The 20,964-nt window shown below is 67.9% G+C and carries 13 protein-coding genes; 4 read left to right on the forward strand and 9 right to left on the reverse strand.

The genetic code is table 11. The features are described from left to right. Positions 1-14: 14 nt before the first annotated feature. Complete coding sequence (aat, locus tag D7X12_RS08395; protein ID WP_120624744.1) at positions 15-719, forward strand: leucyl/phenylalanyl-tRNA--protein transferase; 705 nt, start codon at positions 15-17, stop codon at positions 717-719. A 9-nt stretch (positions 720-728) separates the two neighbouring features. Beyond that, entirely contained in the window at positions 729-1,643 is a 915-nt protein-coding gene (locus D7X12_RS08400) for a hypothetical protein (protein WP_120624745.1), read from the forward strand. 36 nt (positions 1,644-1,679) lie between these two features. On the opposite strand, the gene D7X12_RS08405 is transcribed toward D7X12_RS08400, so the two are convergent. The 5 genes from D7X12_RS08405 to D7X12_RS08430 form a co-directional block, all read right to left on the reverse strand. Next, on the reverse strand, positions 1,680-2,063 hold the full coding sequence (locus D7X12_RS08405) for a hypothetical protein (protein WP_120624746.1): 384 nt from the start codon (positions 2,061-2,063) through the stop codon (positions 1,680-1,682). Positions 2,064-2,082: 19 nt separating this feature from the next. Then, entirely contained in the window at positions 2,083-2,505 is a 423-nt protein-coding gene (locus tag D7X12_RS08410) for a DUF6896 domain-containing protein (RefSeq protein ID WP_120624747.1), read from the reverse strand. A 374-nt stretch (positions 2,506-2,879) separates the two neighbouring features. Next, positions 2,880-9,833, reverse strand: coding sequence for an RHS repeat-associated core domain-containing protein (locus tag D7X12_RS08420; protein ID WP_120624749.1), 6,954 nt, complete (start codon positions 9,831-9,833; stop codon positions 2,880-2,882). Between the two features lie 1,609 nt (positions 9,834-11,442). Further along, complete coding sequence (locus D7X12_RS08425; RefSeq protein WP_120624750.1) at positions 11,443-12,444, reverse strand: hypothetical protein; 1,002 nt, start codon at positions 12,442-12,444, stop codon at positions 11,443-11,445. Between the two features lie 79 nt (positions 12,445-12,523). Continuing rightward, complete coding sequence (locus tag D7X12_RS08430; RefSeq protein WP_120624769.1) at positions 12,524-13,348, reverse strand: Ig-like domain-containing protein; 825 nt, start codon at positions 13,346-13,348, stop codon at positions 12,524-12,526. A 55-nt stretch (positions 13,349-13,403) separates the two neighbouring features. On the opposite strand from D7X12_RS08430, the gene D7X12_RS08435 reads away from it, so the two are divergent. Then, positions 13,404-14,819, forward strand: a complete 1,416-nt coding sequence (locus D7X12_RS08435; protein WP_120624751.1) for a hemolysin family protein — start codon at positions 13,404-13,406, stop codon at positions 14,817-14,819. Positions 14,820-14,843: 24 nt separating this feature from the next. Here D7X12_RS08435 and D7X12_RS08440 read toward each other — a convergent pair whose 3' ends face one another. From D7X12_RS08440 to glgA, 3 genes are read right to left on the reverse strand one after another with little or no spacing between them, the layout of a single operon-like run. Continuing rightward, entirely contained in the window at positions 14,844-15,344 is a 501-nt protein-coding gene (locus D7X12_RS08440) for an LEA type 2 family protein (RefSeq protein ID WP_120624752.1), read from the reverse strand. Continuing rightward, entirely contained in the window at positions 15,344-16,261 is a 918-nt protein-coding gene (locus tag D7X12_RS08445; RefSeq protein WP_120624753.1) for a serine/threonine protein kinase, read from the reverse strand. The genes D7X12_RS08440 and D7X12_RS08445 overlap by 1 nt, the downstream gene beginning before the upstream one ends. Before the next feature lie 36 nt (positions 16,262-16,297). Continuing rightward, a complete protein-coding gene (gene glgA, locus D7X12_RS08450) occupies positions 16,298-17,731 on the reverse strand; it encodes a glycogen synthase GlgA (protein ID WP_120624754.1) in 1,434 nt (477 codons plus the stop codon). A gap of 66 nt (positions 17,732-17,797) precedes the next feature. On the opposite strand from glgA, the gene pdxH reads away from it, so the two are divergent. Further along, positions 17,798-18,394 (forward strand): pyridoxamine 5'-phosphate oxidase, encoded by a 597-nt coding sequence (pdxH, locus tag D7X12_RS08455; protein WP_120624755.1) that lies wholly within the window; start codon positions 17,798-17,800, stop codon positions 18,392-18,394. 41 nt (positions 18,395-18,435) lie between these two features. On the opposite strand, the gene D7X12_RS08460 is transcribed toward pdxH, so the two are convergent. Beyond that, the gene (locus D7X12_RS08460; RefSeq protein ID WP_158620005.1) at positions 18,436-20,706 is read right to left on the reverse strand and encodes a CapA family protein; all 2,271 of its coding nucleotides are present in this window, start codon (positions 20,704-20,706) and stop codon (positions 18,436-18,438) included. Positions 20,707-20,964: the final 258 nt, after the last annotated feature.

Genomic DNA, 20,964 nt, shown 5'->3' on the forward strand with positions numbered 1-20,964 from the left:
ACTGGGGCGCGACAGTGCCCATCTACCTGTTGAGCGATGACGAGCCGGAGCTGTTCCCGCCTCCGGCCAAGGCGGACAAGAGCGGCCTGCTGGCGGTGGGCGGCGACCTGCGCCCGGAGCGGCTGGTGGCGGCCTACTCGCAGGGCATCTTCCCCTGGTACAGCGAGGGGCAGCCCATCCTCTGGCACTCGCCGGACCCGCGCTTCGTGCTGGAGCCCGCGAAGGTCCACGTGGGCCGCTCGCTGCGCAAGGTGATGAACCGGGGCACGTACACCGTGCGCTACGACACCGTGTTCGCGAAGGTCATCGACGCGTGCTCGCGCGTGCACCGGCCGGGGCAGGACGGCACGTGGATTACCGACGCCATGAAGCAGGCGTACGTGACGCTGCACGAGCTGGGGCTCGCCCACTCGGTGGAGGCGTGGCAGGACGGCGTGCTGGTGGGCGGGCTGTACGGCGTGTCGCTGGGCGCGGCGTACTTCGGGGAGAGCATGTTCGCGCTCGCGCCGGACGCGTCGAAGGTGGCGTTCGCCACGGCGGTGGAGCGCTTCCGGGGCTGGGGCTTCCAGCTCATCGACTGCCAGGTGGAGACGGAGCACCTGGAGCGCTTTGGCGCGGAGCCGTGGCCTCGCAAGCGGTTCCTGGCGGCGCTCAAGGAGGCGCTGAAGGAGCCCACGCGGCAGGGGCCGTGGACGGAAACGGAAGCCGGAGCGACGTAGACTGCCCGGATGGATGTCCATTACACCTGGATTGGCCCCCCTCCGACGGACCGCAGCCGGGACATCGACGAGCCCAAGCGGCTGGCGGCGCGCGTGGGAACGGGCGTGAAGATCTACTTCTGGTGTCTCGACGCGCAGGTCGCGACGTACGAGCGGGACTTCGCCGCGCATGCGAATGTCACCGTGCGGGGCATGCAGGCGTTCCTGGCGAGGGCAGGAGGCCGGGCCTACCGCTGGTACTACTGGTACCAGGAGTCCGACGACTGGGCGGTCGCGGCAATGACAGACATCCTGAACTGGGGCCTGGCCCTGGCGACGCCTCCCTCGTACCGGGCCTTCGTGAAGGACGCCTGGTCGCTCTTCCTCATGTACACGTGGGGCGGCTACGTGTTGGACGCGGGCGTGGGGCCGCACGGCGGCGGCGCGTTCGCGCTCCCGGAGCCCAAGGCGTTCATGAGCCCGTCGCTGACCGAGGACGACGCGCTGTCGATGCGCCGCTTCAAGTTGTCGCGGCTCACGGGGTGGCAGGCGCAGGGGGACGTGACGCTCAACAACAACCTCGCGGACGCCGTCTGCGAAGCGATGAACTACGGCGCCGCCGACGAAGGGGACACGGAGACGTGTCCCCAGATTGAGGTCTGGATGCTGGCGAGCCCCCGGTATTCGAAGGGGGCCTGGGCGGCCCTGCGGCAGTACTGCGTCGCCTGGAAGGAGATGCAGCAGAACAACACCCTGGTGAGCGCCAGCGCGCCCCAGGTGTTCCGCTACCTCATCGCCGGCTCCGTCTACAACGGCCTGTCTCATGGCCAGAACGGCGCCGCGCCGCGCGGCTCCCTGTGGTTCTGTCAGAACGGGCAGAACGGCACGGTGGAAGTACCGACCCTGAAGCTGCGCAAGACGTACCACGGGTCCAGCGCGCACTGAGCGGGCCGGATGGAGGCAACCGCTTGATGGGCGCGCCTACCCCTGAGACGGCCTGTTGCGGAGACAAACCCAACTCTTGCGTGGCTGCCCCTGCACAAACGCAATGGGCGCCAAATGCTCATCAAAAATCTGGAGCATGCCGTAAGAATTCCACAAGAAGCGTCCCTGCTTCGCATCCGCGAACATCACGACCTTCAGCACAAACAGGTCTTCAGAGCGCTGAACAGCCTCGACCTGGAAGTCAGCTTGGGACATCGCCCGCCCGAGCCGCGCAAGGTCGTCAGCAGAGACGAGCTTCACCGGCCCAGCGGTCTTGAGCTCCCACTCTTCAATCCAGGTTCCGTCCGCTTGGGCCCTGGCCTGGGGGAAGACCACTTTCACGATATCCGCAAAAGCCTTCGAATAGTCATCGACCATCATTCAGTCCTGGAAGCTCACGTCACTTCACGATCCGCAACCGCGTGCGAAACCGATACAGCGAGGACCCGGGCAGTGGCTCAATGAGCCCTCGGTTCAGGAGCCTCTTGAGCGCTTCTTTAACTTCCTCGGGTGAGCGCTCTCCGCCCGATGAGGCGTTGTCCCTGGAGAACTCGTGGAGTCGCCAGGCGTCAAAGCCACTCATCTTCCCATCCGGCGTGAAGTCAAAGTCCACACTGGACTCTCCATCCGAGAACCGGCATCCAATTCCATGGAACGCGAATTCCAGACCGTCCGACGTAGTGCCCACTCTCGGTATTTCCTTGCTCCGCCGTCCGGACAGCAAATCTTCCTGCCCCATGGCACGGCATAAGCGCTCCGAGAAGGCGCGTACGCAACCCAGGTACTGCTCAATCAGATCTACAACCCATTCGCTGTCCTGCATGCCCACACCTCAGCAATTCACTTCCCGACTTGCAACGCGGAGACTGAATCGCTCCAGGCTCATGCCATTCAGCGATGATAGTCCTCGCGAAACTGGAACTCGTACATGAATACGATTTGAACGTCTTTGTCCGTAAAGACGAACCCCTCACCTTCGGCGCGGACACAGGGGCTTTCGGCAACCCACACCGTTGGCATCCGGATGTCCGAGCACCCAAGAAGAACCAGATACGCGGGTCGCTCGCCCTGAACATTCCATTCAATTGCCAGCCTGCTGTGCGTGGAACTGTAATCCCAAAGGCGACCCATCCCACCTCGACACCTTGCCAACCTATCATTCAGCTCAATGATTTCCATCCTGCACACCCTTTCTCTCTACAAACCAGGAGGCGCAACAACAACGCCGCCGGGCCCATAGAAAATGGTCTTCCGTAGGAGCGTCGAGTCATTCAAAATCTGATCAAGCTCCCAGTTCGTCACATTATGTTCGGCAAACGAAGGATCTTTCGCGAATCGCCCAAACCTTTCAAGATCGAACTGGTCCAGGTTGAAATGAATCCGTCGCGCATCATGCATATAGCCCGTCAACGTCTCCTGAAGCCTCTCCATGCTACCTGGCCACCAAGACCCTTGAAGCTGACCATACGTCCTGGCCTCCACATGACTTGCAAATCGATTAAGCAGCAGGGGACTTCCAGTCTTCCCATGCGTTGCCACTCCAAGAGCCAAATCAAACTCTTTTGCCAGACCAGCCCCGTCAGTCAAGCTTCCGGCGACGGCGACTACCGCCACCATGGCAATGGTTCCATTGAAACCCAGGCCTCTGTAGTTTCCCTGAGACCAAGCATCTGTCGCATTGGAGAAGGCGTTCCAGGTGCTGAATACAGGAACCACTGAATCTATCGAGCCCATCCCTGCGCCCAGAATTCCACCATGGGCGTAGCCCGACATCCCACCCTCGACTGGCGTGAGCAGTGTCTGCATTCCGGCGTACATCGATGGATAGGATGCGGACAGCGCTCGGTCACCCAAAGACCTGTTGGCCTCATGCTCCCAGGCGGAACTTGCCATCTTGGAGACGGCGTCACTGGCCCCATCTCCTACCGCATCCATCTTGTGCGCAGTGCCGTTCCAATCGGAGACACCCGTGAAGGTTTCGGCGACCGCGTGGACCGCACTGACGGCCATGTCGGCCACCCAGGTGACAATCCTCGCCCCAGGGTTGGTCAGATCCAGCCCCACTCCACCCCCTGAACCGCATTCACCGTAACATCCGGTGAGGCCTTCGGCGGTGAAGCCTGAGGGGTCCGTCATGGACAGGGGATTGTTGAAGACATAGCTGTAACGGTTGTATCCCTGGCTGGAGAACGGCGCGGAAACGAACGGGTCCGCCGACAGGAAGCGGCCAGCGCGCGGGTCGTAGAGCCGTCCTCCCATATTCACCAACGCGAACTCCGCGTCGTCTTCATGGCCCGTGAAGCCCCTACGGATGGAGCCCGTCGTCGGCAGCACCCGCTGCGTCGGATTGGAGGGGTTCGCCTGCGCGCCGAAGGGCTGATACTTCCGTTGCCGGAACACGCCTCCCGCCTGATTCGAGATGGTTTCAACCGAACCCAGGTGATCGCCGTGGAGATAGAGGGTCTCGATGTCGAAACCACCACTCCCCGCGGTCCACTGCACCTGAGCCACCGGCCCGTTCGCGCCGGGAATCCGGAAGGCATGCGAGACAACTCCCGCCGTCTGCCTCTTTTCGTAGAGCCCCGATACGTAGAGCGTGGAGTCCCCGTTATTGCGCAGCTTCGAGACCCGCTGCTGGAAGGCGTCGTAATTGAAATCCAGCTGCCCTGCCTGCGCTGACTCAAGGACCTTGGGCAGGCTGAACGACGTGTACGTCACCTGGCGGTAATCCCCGTTGGGCGCCGCCCAGGAGAGCTGATTGCCAGCGTCGTCATACCCGAACACCTCTCCGCCCAGCCCGGTCATCGCATTGGGCCCCGCCCCTGCCTCGCCGTACCGGTAGTCCTGCTGCTCGGTGAACGCGTCCGCTCCCTGTTGGACCACACTGCGATGCAGCAGATTACCGACGCTGTCGTACGCGAAGTCCGTCGTCGAGGTGTTGCAGGCCGTCTTGACGTCCCACTTCGTCAACCGGTTCAGCGTATCGTAGGAGAAGCCCTCCATGACGTTGCCCAGCAAGTCATTCCGCAGGCGGAGTTGGCCCCCCGCATGCCAGGCATAGGCGTTGCGTTGGAGCACGCCCTGGCCGCCCTGCGTCTCAATGAACCGGAGCTGGCCCTGATTGTCGTAACGGCGCAGGGACGAAACTCCGTTGCCGAAGAGCTCTCGCGTCAGTTGTCCCGCGGCGTTGCTCTCCAGGGCGCGCCAGTAGGGCTGCCCCGTGACGGTGTCGCGGATCCCGCTGAACCGCCCGTTGTGACTGTTGTACTCCAGGGTCATTCCCAGACGCAGTTGGGAATCGACCTGCGGGTAGATGAGCGAAGCCATGCGTCCGTAGGCGTCGTAGCCCCTGTCGATCCGGTACGTGCTGGCCCCCCCATCCACGCTCGTGGTTTCCCACAGTGAACGGCCCAGGGCGTCGTAGCCGTACGTCAGCACCACGTCCGCCGGGCTCGAGACAGCGGAAGGACCGGCCCTGCTCCAGGCCAGGGCTCCCACGCCGAACGGAGCGGTGTCCCATTCGAAGCGAGAGACGCCCTCCGGCGTATGCACCGACACGGGCCGTCCCAGGAAGTCACGCACGAAGGTGGTGACGTTCCCCAGGGAGTCGGTCTGTTCGCGGACGGCGCCCAGTGCATCGTAGCGGGTCTCGGAGGCACCTGCCTCCGGCGTCACGAGCAGCGTGCGGCGCCCGAGGACATCGTAGTTCATCGTGGTGAGGTTGCCATTGGCATCCACCACGGAATCCAGCACCCCGAAGGGGCCGTAGCCCAGGCGTGTGATGACGGCACCCTGGGGGTTGCCCACCGTCTTGAAGTCCTGGCTTTCCACCACCTGCCCACGGGCGTTGACCAGGAGCCGCCGCTCCGTCGCGCCACTCCGCTGCCGGACGTTGCGCCCTTCGTACGTGCGCACCGCCTTGATGAAGCCCCCGGCCTCCTGCTGGAGCAGCCGTCCTGCCTTGTCATAGGAGAAGACGGTGAACGAGGGCGTTTCCCAGGCGGAATAGGGGAAGGACTGCCGCCACAGACGCCCCAACGCGTCGTACTCCCGGGACACATGGCTCCAACTTCCGTCCGAAGCCCTCTCGCGCTCCTCGACGAGGCGCTCGAAGCCATCCAGGAGGCTGACGTGTTCCCCGCCTCCGTCCTGCTTCACGGTGACGGTCGTCCGGGACTGCTCCTTTCCGTAACTCACCGTCTTGTGCGCCGTGGACGCGACCGCCTGGCTTCCCACCCGGTACGGAGCGCTCTGCCTCCTCAGACGGCCCAACCCGTCGTAGCGCCATTCCTCGCGCACGCCATTGGCGTCCTGCTGGATGGCCAGCACGCCCAGGCCCGGGTGATACAGCCGCTCCATGCGGTGTGACGGAGCCGAGAGGTCGTCGGCCAGGAAGGTCTGGTCCACGACCGGGAAGATGCGTTCCGCAGGGTCGTACTCGCGAAGCGAGAAGGACTTGACGATGCCCTGACGGATCCGCTGCTTCTGGGACGTCACCTGTCCTGTCGCATCCCGTGCCACCGTCGTCGCCAGCCAGACGTCGGTGCCCGCCGTCCCCGTCGCATCCGGCTCGACGACGACCTTGTGCAGCAGGTTGGAGTACGGACACTGCTCCGTCTCCTCCTCCTGGTACTCATCCTGCGTGCAGTAGCTAAAGCGCACGGTGCGCGAGGCAAAGCCTCCCGCAGGGTGCTGCGCATCTTCGGGAATGTGGTCCGTTTCGGTCCTGGACATCGGCATGCCCAGCGTCCAGTTGGGCGTGTAGTTCGAGTAGCTCACCCCCACCCAATGGCGGCCGGGGTTCATGTCCTGGGCATCGTTCGCCACGAGCGTTTCTTCGCTCACGATGTTGGCGTAGGCATCACAGTCCCGGTGGGTGACGACGTCTCGGAACTGACCTTGCTGGCTGTCGGACTCGGAGGAGAACCCGAGGATCGGGCACAGGAACTTCGTCCGGTTTTCGGGCCCGTTCCGCAGCTCCCATTTCCGGGTGGCCTGCCGCGAAAGGGTCACACTGGCGGACGCGGGAATCGAGGACGTCTCCAGGTATGGCAGACGTGCCCAGGGATAGAGCGACCCGGCCTGCCGGGTGTTGTCCATCCGCACCGTGGATGTCTGCTGGGTGGTCGCGTCGTAGGTGGTCCTGGAGGCGAACCCCAACCAGCCCTGGCCTCGGAGCGCGTACCGGCTGTCCACGTAGCTGAAACTCGCGAAGCGGGTTCCCCCCCGGCCATCCGGGGCCTGCAGACTTCCGACCACTGGGAGCGCGGACGAACCACAGTATTGGGGATAGGTGCATGCTCCCGGCGTATAGAGGGAGGTGCCGTAACGGAAGTCCGTCAAAGCCTTGTAACCCACCGTCGTCCGATTGCCATTGGCATCCACCACGACCTTCATCAAGTCGGGTCGGACGTTCTGGCGGCGGTAGATTTGAAGTGAGAACTCGTTGAGGTTTCCCGTGGGCTCCGCCTGCACCAGGTCCGTCAGGCCATCGCCGTCGACATCCAACAGGCGCGACAGGCGGTAGCCAAAGCCCGTTCCCGGCTGCGACTGGGGCTGGAGGGAGCCGCCACTGCCCGTGCTGATTCCCGTGGGGATGGTTGTCAGGGGCCGGGGCACGAAGCCACTGCCTGTCGACTCGAGGACCGTCACCTTCGAGCGGCTCACGGAGTTTGGATAGACCCCGTCATTGAACGCGTCCATCAACAGGAGGTCCTGCTTGCCGTCCATGTTGAAGTCGAGGATGCGGACCCCGTTGTCAATGTAGCGCCCTTCGTTGACCTGGGCAGGGCTGGGCATCGCGCCCAACGGAATGTCGAGGTGCACGGGCGGCAGGTAGCCCACGCCTGTGTTCAGCGAGAGCAGGAGATCCCGGGGCGTGCGCACGCCGCCGATCTTCGCCTCCTTCGCCATGCTCACAACGTCCTGGAGGCCATCGCCGTTGACGTCCAGGAACCACCGCTGCAGGTGGTGATAGGGGCCCTGGGGCCGCTGGATGGAGTCCCAGGGCAGGGCCGACAGGGTGGCGCTCGTCTGCGCCGGACACGACGTCCCCGTGGGGCCACCGGGACACGGCATCGGGGCGACCTCTACCGCCGAATAGAACTGCTCGAAGCCGTCCACCGTCGTGGTGGCAGCAGGCTGCCGCAACAACACATCGACAGCGCCATCCCCGTCCATGTCCGTCGCATAGCCGGCGGGCGCCGCGGTCCGCGCGAAGTCCCCTCCGATGCGGGTGGGCGCCGCGAAGGTCACCCCGGCATCGCTGGTGGTATTGAGGCGGTAGCTCCAGTTCGCGACGCTCGCGGACGCGATCGGCTGACGCGAGCGCAGCAGGTCCGGCCTGCCATCACCGTCCAGGTCCGCGACGTGCATGATGGGGGCCGGCACGTCCTGCACGGAGTCGTAGCAGAGGTCGTAGAGCTCCTCGCCGCTGTTCCACTTCGCTTCGAAGCCATACCCCGTGGAGCGGTAGAGCTGGTAGTGCCCGTCACAGGGAGCCGTGGGATGAGCGGAGTTCACCCGGTTCAAGCCGATGATGTCGGTCTTCCCATCCATGTCCATGTCGACGGTGATCAGCTCATCCAGCGAATCCCCCACCACGGCCCTGGGGAGATTGTTGGCGGCCTGCGCGGGGCCAAAGCCCAGCCCGGTCGAGAGCCGGTACCTCCAGACGGGAGGCAGACGCACGCCATTGCTCATCACGCCGGTGTACCGGTAGAGGATGTCGTCCCGGCCGTCGCCGTTGATGTCCAGCGTCTGGAGCGTCCAGAAGTCGAGGCCCAGATAGTCAGCGCTCTGGAGGGGATCATTCGGGTAGACGACCCCGTTGGCGGCCACGTCCGTGATCCCCGTGTTGATCTTCTCGTAGTTGTTGTCGGGGTTCGGCTCGAGGCCCTTCTCCCACTCAAACTGGAGCGGGCTGCGGCAGACGTCCTTTCCATCGCACTCCTCGATGGTGGCCAGCAGGCTGCGCTTCGAAACGCTGTTGTTCTGATAGGTGAAGCGGTACTCGCGGAGCCGCTCGATGACCGCGCCCTGCGAGTCCACAGGAGCCACCATGGAGATATGGGTCAACCGCTGGGACGACTTCAGCTTCAAGCCCGCAACGTAGTGGACATCCGCGTCCGGCCGGCTTTCGTAATGGAAGGTGACGCGTCGGAGCGGCTGGAGTTGGGGAACAGTCGTCGAGCCCGTGTATTCGATGGCGGACGGCACCTGCTCGACGGCGGAGTCGCTCTCCGTGCGGGTGTAGCGCACCTGCATGAAGTTGCCGCTGCGATCCTCGACCTTCGAGACGGACCAGGCGTACCGGACGCGAGGCGCCCCGGTGTACGTCGCTGAAACCCATGACGGGGGAACAGCCGAGACGATCACCCGAGGGCCCTCCACCACGGAGCCTTCCGCGGTCCCACCGTAACCACCGTAGGTGAGGATCCGCCCGTCGCGGGTGCGGACCTCGAACTGCTTCGGGCTGTGTGCGTCCGCGTCGGTGACCGTCACCTGGGAGAAGGTGTCGATCTCCGTGCGGTACCGCGCGCCGATGGCGCCCGCGGTTCCGGTGATGAGCACCAGCCGCGCACCGTCCAGGCAGAGGTCATCCGCCTGGTTGAACTGAAGGGACAGGCGCTTCCCCGCCCCGTCTAGAGAGGGATTGCAGCGGGTGATGCGAGAGAAGCCGCTCACGGACCAGCCCATGCCCAGCAGGCCGTTGCCGCCACGGCTGTTGTAGGACAGCGTCGGCGACGGTTGGATGCCCGCCCGCCCTGGAGGAACCCACAGGGGCAGGGCGTAGGCCGCGGCGCCATCCGAGGAGACATCCAGACGGCCCAGGGTCAGTCCCGTGGCGACGCCGTTCACGGTCTCCGTGGGCAGGACCGTCGACGCGGGCAACGTCAGGCTTGTTTCTCCAGTCAGACGGGCCGAAGCCGCGGACATCGCCCGCGTGCCTTCCTCCGCGGGAATGGGACCACAACTTCCCATCAACTGGACGACGTAGAACGCAAGAACGAACGTGGCGAGGAACTGCTTCGAATGACGCGGCTCTGACTTCCTGAACTCAGTTCCCATTACAGCCCCCCGTCCGTTGAACGAAACCCACCTGGATTGCTCTTGCAAATGCCGAACTTGCACGTCGACCCAGACGTGCATGTTCCGCAATCCGCCAGCCCTCCACACGAATTGCGGACACTGCCGCACTCTCGATCCCCGCAGGCCTCATAGAGCGGGAGCGGCGTGCACCCACAGACGTAGGGGGTTCCTCCTCCACCACAACTCTTGGGACTCGTGCAGGCGGTGCCACAGGTATAGACCCCGCCACACCCGTTGCTGACCGTGCCGCAGCTCTTCCCTGCGCAGGCCGTGGCCTGGGGAATGGCGGTGCAACCACAGACATTCGCGGTTCCTCCACCGCCGCAGGTCTGCGGCGACGTACAACTTCCGCACGTGTAGGTCCCTCCGCAGCCATTGGGCACCGCGCCGCAGTTCTTCCCATTGCAGGCCACGTCCCAGGAGACTGGCGTGCAGCCACACACGTTGGGCGCACCGCCGCCACCACACGTCTGGGGACTGGCGCAGGTTTCCGGGCCACAGGCGTGGAAACCTGCACAGCCATCCGAAACCGTTCCACAATTCCTACCCGCACAGGCGGCGTCCCTGGAGACATAAGCGCAGGTTGCGCAGACGTTCGCCACGCCCCCTCCTCCACAGACCTGTCCCCCCTGGCAAGAGCCACACTCCAGGGTCCGCCCACAGAAGTCCGAAATGCTTCCGCAGTTCTTCCCCAACGAGGCGCAGGTCGCGGGGCAGCAGGAGCTGCTGCTCAGACCACACACCTCACCTTCCCAACCCTGCCCCCCTTCGTCGACCCGACCGTCACAATCGTCATCCAGGCCATTGCAGGCCTCCTGGACATTCGGATTGCCGTCTCCAGTTCCGTTCCGGTCGTCATCGCAGTCATTGCAGGACATTTCACGTGACGCCACCGGGGGCTGGCAGGGTCCGAACGCACCGTTTGGCAGACAGGCCAGGGTCCCACCTGCTCCGCAGGTGCTACAAGCCTTGCGGCTATCTGGTCCCAGGACGCACACGGCACCGGAAGCCGAACACGCCATGACTCCCGAGCACCCATTGGGCATTGTGCAAGGCGCGCCGGTGAGCCCTTCGTCCGCCTGACCATTGCCGTTGTCGTCACAACCGTTACAGAGTTCGCTTCGATAGGCCGTACAGGACTGCGGATTGACCGTGAAGTCCGTGCAGGTCCTGTATCCAGTGCGGCCACAGACATTGCAGGTCGAGCTCGACACACCCGTGGGCTCGCACTCTCCCAATGTGGTCCCGACGCAGGACGCGACGCCCCCGCAGGCGCCCTGCGAGCAGGTATGGGGAGTGGTATCACCCGCGCTGCACGGAGCGGCGGCGGCTGGGGTTCCCCCCGCCAGCACGACCGCGACGAACAACGCAAGCAAGACGAGCGCGGCCTCGCGGCACGCGCGGAACAGCTCAGACAGCACCATGAACACTCCCCTGACCAGCGCGCGGCTGGGCACACCCCTGACAGGGGTTGTGCGAAGCACTTCGGAATCCTTCGTGCGTCCGCCTGGGGGAGCTTTGGGCTTCAAGCGGACACAGCAAGAACGGCCCGCCCGCTTTTTATTGAGCAGTTCGTGCGAATCAGGTGCTTTTCCCAGCAAAAAGCCCCTGGCTGCCGGAGTCCGGCGTCCAGGGGCCCGTGGCTGGCCCTACCCGTGGGAGCCGCGCGTTACTTCTTGCAGGGCGACAGGCTGCGCTTCGCGTGGATGAGGTCCTCTTCCGTGGGGCTTCCGTAGCGCACGGCCTTCGGCGGGGCCTTCAGCTTCTGGTAGTCGTACGCGTAGAACACACCCATCTGCCGGCTCAGGATGTAGCGCAGGCCGTTGAAGTCCCAGAGGCCTCCGAAGAGCACGCCTCCCGGCTTCAGCTCCTGCAGCGCGGTGCTCTCCGGCGCCCTCACGAACAACTTCGACAGGTCCTCCGTCGCCCAGTTGCACGGGTTGCTGCCGTTGCGGTGCAGATAGGACACCGTCAAATCAAACGCGCCCGCGCTGTCCTCGCCCGTGACGCCGAAGTACTCCCACAGCCGCGAGCACTCCGGCGCCGAGCAGTCCTGCGGCGGGATGTGCTCCGCGTAGTCCGGAGGAATGCCGTCCGTCTCCTTGCCCGTCTGCTGGCGGTTGGGCCGGCGCAGCCTGCACCCCGTGGGCTCTTCCTTCTGCCGCAGCACCAGCGGCGTCCCCGACAGGCGCCCCGGCGGCAGCAGCTCGCAGTCCGTCTGCAGCTCCGCCATCAGGTACGTCTGCCGGTCCTCGTCCGTGCCCATCCGCACCGCCCACCACGTGATGGGCGTCGCCTTGCACGCCTTCGCGTCCGCCTTGCCGAACACCCAGAGCGGCACCTTCAAGTCGGGCGCCCCCAGCTTGCGCGCCATCTCCGCCGGCACCGGCTTCACGCCGGAACGGCTGCGCGCCCCCGCCTGGAAGAACTTGTCCTTCCCGGGCGGGATGATGGCCTGGTGCACCAGCCAGCCCAGCCGCTCGATGCCCACCAGGCCCATGGGCGTCACCGGCAGGAACTCCGGCTTCACCGGGCAGCCCCGGTCCGGATCCGGCATGTCCACCACCACCGCGTCGCCGTTGTCCTCATCCACCTGCGCCCGCGCGGCCTCGGGCCACGCCGTCAGCGCCAACACCAGCGCGAACCCCGCGCGCATCACTCCACCGGTCATCGTCGGACCTCCAGCTGAAGTCATACCGCAAGCGGACCCCGCGCGGAGCACGTCCAAGGGCACGTCCGCGGGACAGGCCTCAGCGCTGCTTCTTGCCCGGCACCGCGGGCTTCGCCTTGCCCTTCACCGGCCGAGTCCCCGCATCCGGCGTCCCCGCGTCCGGCGCCGGCACGTCCGACACCGTCGCGTCCTGGGCGGCCCGGTCCTCGGGCGACATCTCCGGCTTCGCAGGCGCCTCCACCTCCGTGCGGTCCTCCAGCGGCACGCGCCCCACCGCGCGGCGGAACAGCTCCCAGAGCGCCTTGCGGTGCCCGGCCCGGTCCGTCTTGCCCGACAGCACCAGCCCCGCGCCGCTGTAGCGCACCGACAGCCCCGGCGGCATCCCCGCCGCGAAGTCCTCCAGCTGCGCCTGGAGCTGGGTGACGTCGAACGTCACGTCCAGCTCCCGCGCCTGGAACGCCTGCGTGCGCAGCAGGTCGTGCAGCGACTTGCGACAGGCCGTCGTCCCCACCGTGACCGTCAGCGAACGCTCCACGCCCTGCGTCGCCTTCAGGCCCGGACACGCCTTCGTCGCCGCCGCGAGCAGGGGCTCCGTGTTCTGCAATTCGATGGGCCCCACCATGATGCGCCACACGGCGAAGCGCCCTTCCGCGTAGAGCAGCAGGTCCGTCACGCCGGCCCCCTGGGGCCCGGGCGTCAGCAGCAGCTCGCCGCTCCCCGGCAGCGCCTCCGCCGACACCACGGACGGATCCGCCACCTCCACCCAGTCCACGGCGGTCAGCTTGACGAAGCGCTCCTTGCCCGGCTCCAGCGTGAGCGCCTGGTCCACGGGCCAGCAGAGCGCCTCCGTGGGCGCCAGCAGGCCCAGCAGGCCGCCAATGACGTACATCCGACGTCCCCGCATGATGCCTCCCGTCACGGTGGTATGGCCCTCTAGCACGGGATAAGAACGACGCCCTATGCCTACCTGGACCCTCTGGGTCGCCTGCCTGGCCCTTGGCTTCATGAGGTCCCTGGTCGCCGCCGCGGAGTCCGCGCTCTACGGAACCTCGGACCTGCGCGCCCAGGAGCTCGCGGAGGAGAGCAAGACCACCGCCGCCCGCCGCGTGCTCCGTCACAAGACGCACCGTGAAGCCACCGCCACCGCCCTGCGCCTGGGCATGGTGCTCAGCGGCTTCCTCGCCGCCGCCATTGGCGCCTTCGTGCCCCCGCGCATGCTGGACTTCAGCCGCTACGGCGAGGCCGCGTGGGTGCCCGTCGCCACCGTGTGCGCGGGCGCCCTCTTCGTGGGCGTGCTCGCCACCCTGATGGAAGTCACGATGCGCGGGCTCGCCAACGGCAACCCGGAGCGCTGGGCCCTCAGGCTCGCGTTCCTCGTGTCCGTGCTGGTGCTGGTGCTCTACCCGCCCATGCGCATCATGCTGGGCCTGCTCAACCTGGGCGCCCGCACCTTCGGCCGCACCCTGCGCTTCGAGCCGCCGCCCCCGCCCCTGGAGGAGCTGGAGAAGCTGCTCGCCGCGCAGGCCGCCCGCAACGAGGTGGACAAGAGCGCCCCGCAGCTCATCCGCTCCATCTTCGAGCTGTCCGACAAGCGCTGCCGCGACGTGATGGTCAACCGCACGGACGTCATCTCCGTGGACGTCACCACGCCGCCGGATGAAGTGCTGCGCATCCTCGCGGAGGAGAACCACTCGCGCATCCCGGTGTTCCACGACGACGTGGACCACATCGTCGGCGTGCTGCACGCGCGCGACCTCATCCCGCTGCTCCAGCACCCGGAGCTCATCGTCCTGCAGGACGTCATCCGCCCCGCCCACTTCGTGCCGTGGATGAAGCCCGTGGGCGACCTGCTGCGGGACATGCAGAAGCGGAAGATCCACATGGCCATGGTCGTCGACGAGTACGGCGGCTTCATGGGCGTCGTCACCCTGGAGGACATCCTCCGCGAAATCGTGGGCGACATCGGCGACGAGTTCGAGGTGGAGGAGAAGCTCGTCGAGAAGATGGCCGACGGCAGCTCGCTCGTGGACGCCGCCATGGAGGTGGATCAGTTCACGAAGGTCTTCGGCTTCCCCCTGCCGGAAGGCGACTTCGACACGCTGGGCGGCTACCTGTCCTCGCTCGCGGGCCACCTGCCCGACGTGGGCGAGCGCTTCACCTACAACGGCTGGCAGTTCGTCGTGGCCACCAAGGAAGGGGCCCGCATCGACCGCGTGCGGATGATGCGCATCAAGAGCATCGTGCCCGGCCTCCCGGACGGCACGCCCCGCGACGGCACCGCGCCGAAGGAGGACGCGCAGGGCACTCCGCGCCGCGCCGACTCCGAGTCACACGCGGACTCCGGCTCCGCCCCGTCCTCCGAAGCAAAGCGCTGAGGCGCTGAAGGACGCGAGGGCCCTTCACGGAGCCGGGGAGGACTCCGCCGCGCCCGGCATCCACGGGACCTCCAGCGAGCGGGCGTCCCGGAAGGGCGCCCGCCGCTCGGAACCGCCGAAGCGCAGCACCACGCCGCCCTCCACCCGCACCGCGTGCGACGTGGGCTCCGGCCGCGCCGCCGAGCGGGCCACCGCCAGCGGGAAGCGGATCTCCAGGGGGATTTCACGCTGTCCATCCAGCGGCTCGCCCAGCACCTGCTCGCCCGTGGCCAGCCGCCGCCCATCCACCCGCAGGTCGAAGTCCACGCGGGTGACCGTGGCCGCGTCGGAGGACGGGTTGCGCACCTTGAGCGTCAGCGTGAGCGCCCCGGTGCCGTCGCGCGTGAAGGCCAGGTCCACCGCCTCCACCCGCACCGCCCCGTCGTAGGCGCGCGGCTGGAAGGGCACCACGCCCAGGCAGCCTGAACCGGCTCCGAGCAGGGCCCACCCCAGCGCGAGCCCCAGCACCGCCCGGCGCGAGCGCATCAGCCGCCCAGCAGAGGCTGCAGCGCCTCCACCGTGAGGGGCCAGCCCGCGCGGCGCGCCAGCACCTCCAGCGCCTTGATGAACTCCGCCGCGGACTGGAAGCGGCGGGCCCGGTCCGCGAACAGCGCCTTGCGCGCCACCTGCGCCGCGTAGTGCGGCAGGTCCGGCGACACCGTGGAGAGCAGCGGCACGCGCGCGTCGCGCACCTGGTGCATGAGCTGCGCTTCGTTCTCCCCGGTGAAGAGGCGACGGCCGCCCCACAGCTCCCAGAGCATCACGCCCACCGCGTACAGGTCCGTGCGCGCGTCCACCGCCTGCCCCAGCACCTGCTCCGGGCTCATGTACGGCAGCGTGCCGCGCAGCGCGCCGGAGTCGCCGCGCATCATCCCCTCCACCTCGGCCACGCCGAAGTCGGTGAGCTTCACGTCGCCCTGGATGCCCAGCAGCACGTTGGCGGGGTTCACGTCGCGGTGGACGATGGTGGCGCCGTTCTCCCCCACCTTGGCGCGGTGGATGTAGTCCAGCGCCTTGAGCACGCACCACGCGATGTAGCAGGCGGACTCGGGCGGCATCGCGGCGCCGGCCTTGATGAGCAGCTCCTGCATGTAGCCCAGCGTCCGGCCACTCACGAGCTCCTGCACCATCAGGTAGTCGGGGCCGGCGCGGAACAGCCGGAACGTCCGCACGATGTACGCGCTTCGCAGGCGCACCGTCAGCTTCGCCTCGTCGACGAAGGCCTTCACATACGCGGGGTCGTTGCGGAAGGACGGGTGCAGCCGCTTGATGACGACTTCCTCGGGCTCTCCCGGGGAGCGCTGCGTCGTCTCACGGGCACGCGCTTGATACACCTCGGCCATGCCACCGACCGCCAACCGGCCGACCACCTCATAGCCACCCAGGTCCGGAGCTTCCGCCACGACTGCAAGACTATCGCGGTTCTGGGAGCCGCCCCACTATTCCGTCAGCAGGGAGGCGAAGAGGGCCTCGTACTTCCGGGCGGACGCCGCCCAGGAGAAATCCTTCCCCATCCCCCGCCCCCGGAAGTCGTTCAGGCGCACGGGATCCGCGTACAGGGACATGGCCCGGCGGATGGCGGCCAGGAGCGCGGTGCGGTGGAAGGACTCGAAGAGGATGCCGTTGCCGTCCAGCCCCCCCTCCACCGTGTCCACCAGCCCGCCCGTGGCCCGGACGATGGGCACCGTGCCGTAGCGCAGTGAATACATCTGGTTCAGGCCGCAGGGCTCGTAGCGGCTGGGCATCAGGAAGAAGTCCGACCCCGCCTCCACCAGGTGCGACAGCGCCGGGTCGAACCCGATGTGCACCCCCACCTGCTTCGGGTAGCGGGCCTGCAGCGCGCGCAGCCCCTCCTCCAGGCCGGGGTCGCCGTTGCCCACCGCGACGAAGCGCAGGTCCGCCTGGAGCGCGGAGGGCATCGTCTCCAGCAGCAGGTCCACGCCCTTCTGCCACGCCAGCCGGCTGACGATGCCGAACACCGGCGCGCCGTCGTCCGGGGGCAGCCCGAAGCGCTCCAGCAGGGCGCGCTTGCAGACCGCCTTGCCGCCGAGGTCGTCCGGGCCGTAGTGCTCCGGCAGGTAGGAGTCCGTGCGCGGGTTCCACTCGTGCGCGTCGATGCCGTTGAGGATGCCGGTGAGCGCGTGCGAGCGGCGGCGCAGCAGCCCGTCCAGCCCGTAGCCCTGCTCCGCGGTCTGGATTTCGCGCGCGTACGTGGGCGACACGGTGGTGAGCGCCTCGGAGAAGACGAGCCCGGACTTGAGGAAGTTCACCTGGTCGTAGAACTCCACGCCCTCCGGGGTGAAGAGGTCCCAGGGCAGCCCCAGGTCGGCCATGGTCCCCTTGGGGAACTGCCCCTGGTACGCGAGGTTGTGGATGGTGAAGACGCACTTCGCGCGCCCGAGCGGCGTGCCCTGGAAGCCCCGGCGCAGCGCCACCGGCACCAGCCCCGTCTGCCAGTCATGCAGGTGGATGATGTCCGGGAAGAAGCGCAGCCGCTGCGCGGCCTGGAGCGCGCCCACGCACAGGTAGGCGTAGCGGCGGGGGTTGTCCGCGAACTCACCGCCCCCGTCGCCGTAGAGCCCCTTGCGGCCCCCGAAGAAGACCTCGTTCTCCAGGAACCAGACCTCCAGCCGTTCGGAGAGGCGCGCGGACAGGACGGGGCCGCCCGTCTCACCGAAGGGGAAGCGCAGCACCAGCGACTGTCCGGTGGGCTCCAGGTGTCCGGTGTTGCGCACATCCTGGTAGCGGGGCGTGACGATCTTCACGTCGTGCCCCAGCGCGGCGAGCGCCGTGGGCAGGGCCCCCGCGACGTCTCCCAGTCCCCCCGTCTTCGAGAAGGGGGTGACCTCCGAGGCGATGAAGAGAATCTTCATGAACGCACCATTGCGAGTCCAGACCGGGAGTCAACCGCGAACGTGCGCGCCGGGGCGGGGTTTCCTATGGTGCGGCGCGTGATGATCCCGCCCGACCCCATCCAGCGCTTCGCCGACGTCTTCGCCCAGGCAAAACAGGTCATCCCCGTGGACCCCAACGCCATGGTGGTGGCGACGGTGGACGACGCGGGCCGCCCGAGCTCCCGGGTGGTGCTGCTCAAGGACTTCGATGCGCGGGGCTTCGTCTTCTTCACCAACTTCCACAGCCGCAAGGGGCGCCAGCTCACCGCGCACCCCGTGGCCGCGCTGTGCTTCCACTGGGTGCCGCTGGAGCAGCAGGTGCGCATCGAAGGTCGGGTGGAGGTGGTGTCGGACGCGGAGGCGGACGCGTACTTCCAGAGCCGGCCGCGCGGCAGCCAGATTGGCGCGTGGGCCAGCCTCCAGAGCGAGGAGCTGCCGACGCGCGAGCTGCTGGACGCGCGCGTGGCGGAGGTGGAGGCGCGCTTCCAGGGTCGGCCGGTGGAGCGGCCTCCGCACTGGAGCGGCTTCCGCGTGGTGCCGGACCGCATCGAGTTCTGGCACGGCCGCCCCAGCCGCCTGCACGAGCGCAACCTGTACCTGCGCGAGGGCGACGGCTGGAAGACGCAGCTGCTGTTTCCCTGAAGGCTCCGGGCTCCGAACTCCGAACTCCGAGCCTTGGGGCCTCAGGGCACGCGGTGCTCGCGGAAGGTGACGCGCAGCGTGTACGTGCCCGCGGGCGCCTCCACCCGCACGAAGTCCCGCGCATGCGGCGTCTCCAGCGTGAGCGTCGCGCTGGTCGCCTGGCGCTCCCAGGCCACCAGCGCCAGGTCGTCCACCACCGTCACGCCCTGCCCCGTCTTCGGGGACGCGGTGTGGAGCGTGAGGTTGAGGGCCCAGGGCGCGTTCCAGAGGTTGGGCCGGGGCGGATCCGCCGGGAAGCGCAGGTCCTCGGACACCTGCTTCCAGTCGAAGGTGCCGCCGTCGTGGCGCAGCAGCGTCTGCTCCCCGAAGAGTGAATAGGACTCCACGGGCAGGTACTGCACGCCCACGGAGAACGCGCCGCCGCCCTGCCCCTTGAGCCACGCCACCGCCGTGAGGTCGCGGTGGGGCGGCCCCTCCGCGAAGCCCGGCGGCCGGAAGCGGTTGACCAGCGGCACGGCGCCCTTGCGCTGGCAGAGGGCCGCGGCGCCCCGGCGCGGACCGTCCTGGCACACGAAGCCCGCGCCGTACTCCAGGCCCCAGCGCGGCGCCTCGTTGACGTCGTCGTCCACGTCGTGGTCCTCGAAGTCGCCGTGCAGCAGCACGTCGCGCCCGGCCTTCAGCTTCACGCCGGCGAGCGTCCCCTCGCCAGCGAGCCGAGCCACCGCGACGGACTCACCTCCGCGGCGCAGGGCCCGCAGGTCCACCGTGGCGCGGCCGTTGACGTCCACCGTCACCGGCACGTCCACGGTGCGCTCGCTCACCGCCGCGTGCGCGCCCGCGGGCAGCACCTCGCCCCACGAGGGCTGCGGCACCAGCTCCACGCCGCCCTCGCGGGACAGCTCCGCCAGGTTGCGCAGGAAGGACTCCGCGAGGTCGCCCGCGATGGGCCGGGGGCGGTAGTCCTCGATGTACACCGGCAGGGCGCGGGCGCGGTCCACGCGCGCCCCTGTCGCCTCCACCTCCGCGAGCAGGCCCACCATCGTCTCCAGGCGGTCCTGGTCGAAGGCGAGGTTGCCCAGCGACTGCGCCATCAGCACGCCCTTGTGGCGCGCGAAGCCCTGCGGGATGTGCGGGTGGTGCGCGATGACGAGCCCCGCCCCAGCGTCGATGAGGTCGCGCATCCGCTGCGCGGTGGGGGTGGAGGGCCGCACGCTGTACTCGACGCCCGTGTGCAGCACCGCCACCGGCACCCGGCCCTGCGCACGCTCCGCGCCGAGCAGCGCGGAGGCCCGCGCCATGTCCCGCGCGTCCGCCGCGCCGCCCTGGTTGGGCCCCGCGACGTACTGCTGTTCATGCGCGCTGCCGGTGATGGAGCACATGGACACCAGGCTGTAGCCGGAGCCCGCCAGCGACACGCGCGCGGGGACGAAGGCCTCCACCTCGTCGCGGCCCGCGCCGCTGAAGGCCATGCCCGTCGCGGCCACGTGCGCGAGCGTGTCGTTGAGCCCCGGCGCCAGGTAGTCGTAGACGTGGTTGTTGCCCAGGCTCACGTAGTCCACGCCCAGCCACGGCAGCGCGGGCAGCGAGCCCGGCAGCGTGAAGAACGCGTACGCCTTCTCGTCGTGGGGCGTGGTGGGCGAGTCCGTCACCGGCGTCTCCAGGTTCACGGCGCGGAAGTCCGCCGCCTGGAAGTACGGCCGCACGTGGGTGAACACCGCCTTCGTGCCCGGCAGCGGATCCGACACGCGGATGAGCGCCGCGGGGTCGTCCGGAGGCATCTGGTTGCGGGGCGTGGTGTCGTCGGGGTCCAGGAAGCGCCGGCCCAGCGACACGTCGCCTCCGAAGAGCATCCGCACGCCGTCCTTCGGGGACAGCCGCACCGGGGGCAGCGTCACGCGCGTCTCCGACAGGCCGCGGCGCAGCTCCACCGCCACCACGGCCGGACGGAAGCCCTCCGCGTCCACCTGGAGCAGCCGGTTGTGCCGGGGCAGCGCGGGGAAGCGGAACCGGCCGTCCGCGCCCGTGCGCGCCTCGGCGGTCCCGACCCGCACCACCGTGTTGGCGACCGGGGTGCCCGCAGCGGACACCAGCGTGCCCTCCAGCGCGATGCCGGTGCACGCATAGGTGCGCCGGGCCTTGCGTTCGGCTTCGGACACCGCCGCGTCGGCAGCGGGCTCCGGCGCGCAGGCCGTCAGCACGGGGGGCGGCTCCTCCTCCGGCGGCGGCTCCTCGTCGGGCGTCTCGTCGTCGGGCGGAGGCGGGTCGACCGGGGGCGGCCAGGTGTCCGGGGTTTCGTCGGGCGGAGTCGTCACCGGCGGGGACTCTTCGCCCGGCGGTGTCACGGCCCCCGGCTCATTCGACGGCGTGGAAGCTCCGGGACTGCACGCCACAAAACAGGCCGCCACCCACGCCACCGGCAGATACCGCCGCCCCATTCCGTCCCCCTGAGCCGCCTCGACCGTCGCCCACGTCCTGCGACGAGATGGGGACGAAAGCGGGCGGACGCCAGGGAGGGCCTCGCACCGCGGGGCTGCCTGCCTGCCTCCAGGCGACGCCAGGCTCCGCCAGGC

It is taken from the genome of Corallococcus sicarius (assembly GCF_003611735.1).
GTDB lineage: Bacteria > Myxococcota > Myxococcia > Myxococcales > Myxococcaceae > Corallococcus > Corallococcus sicarius.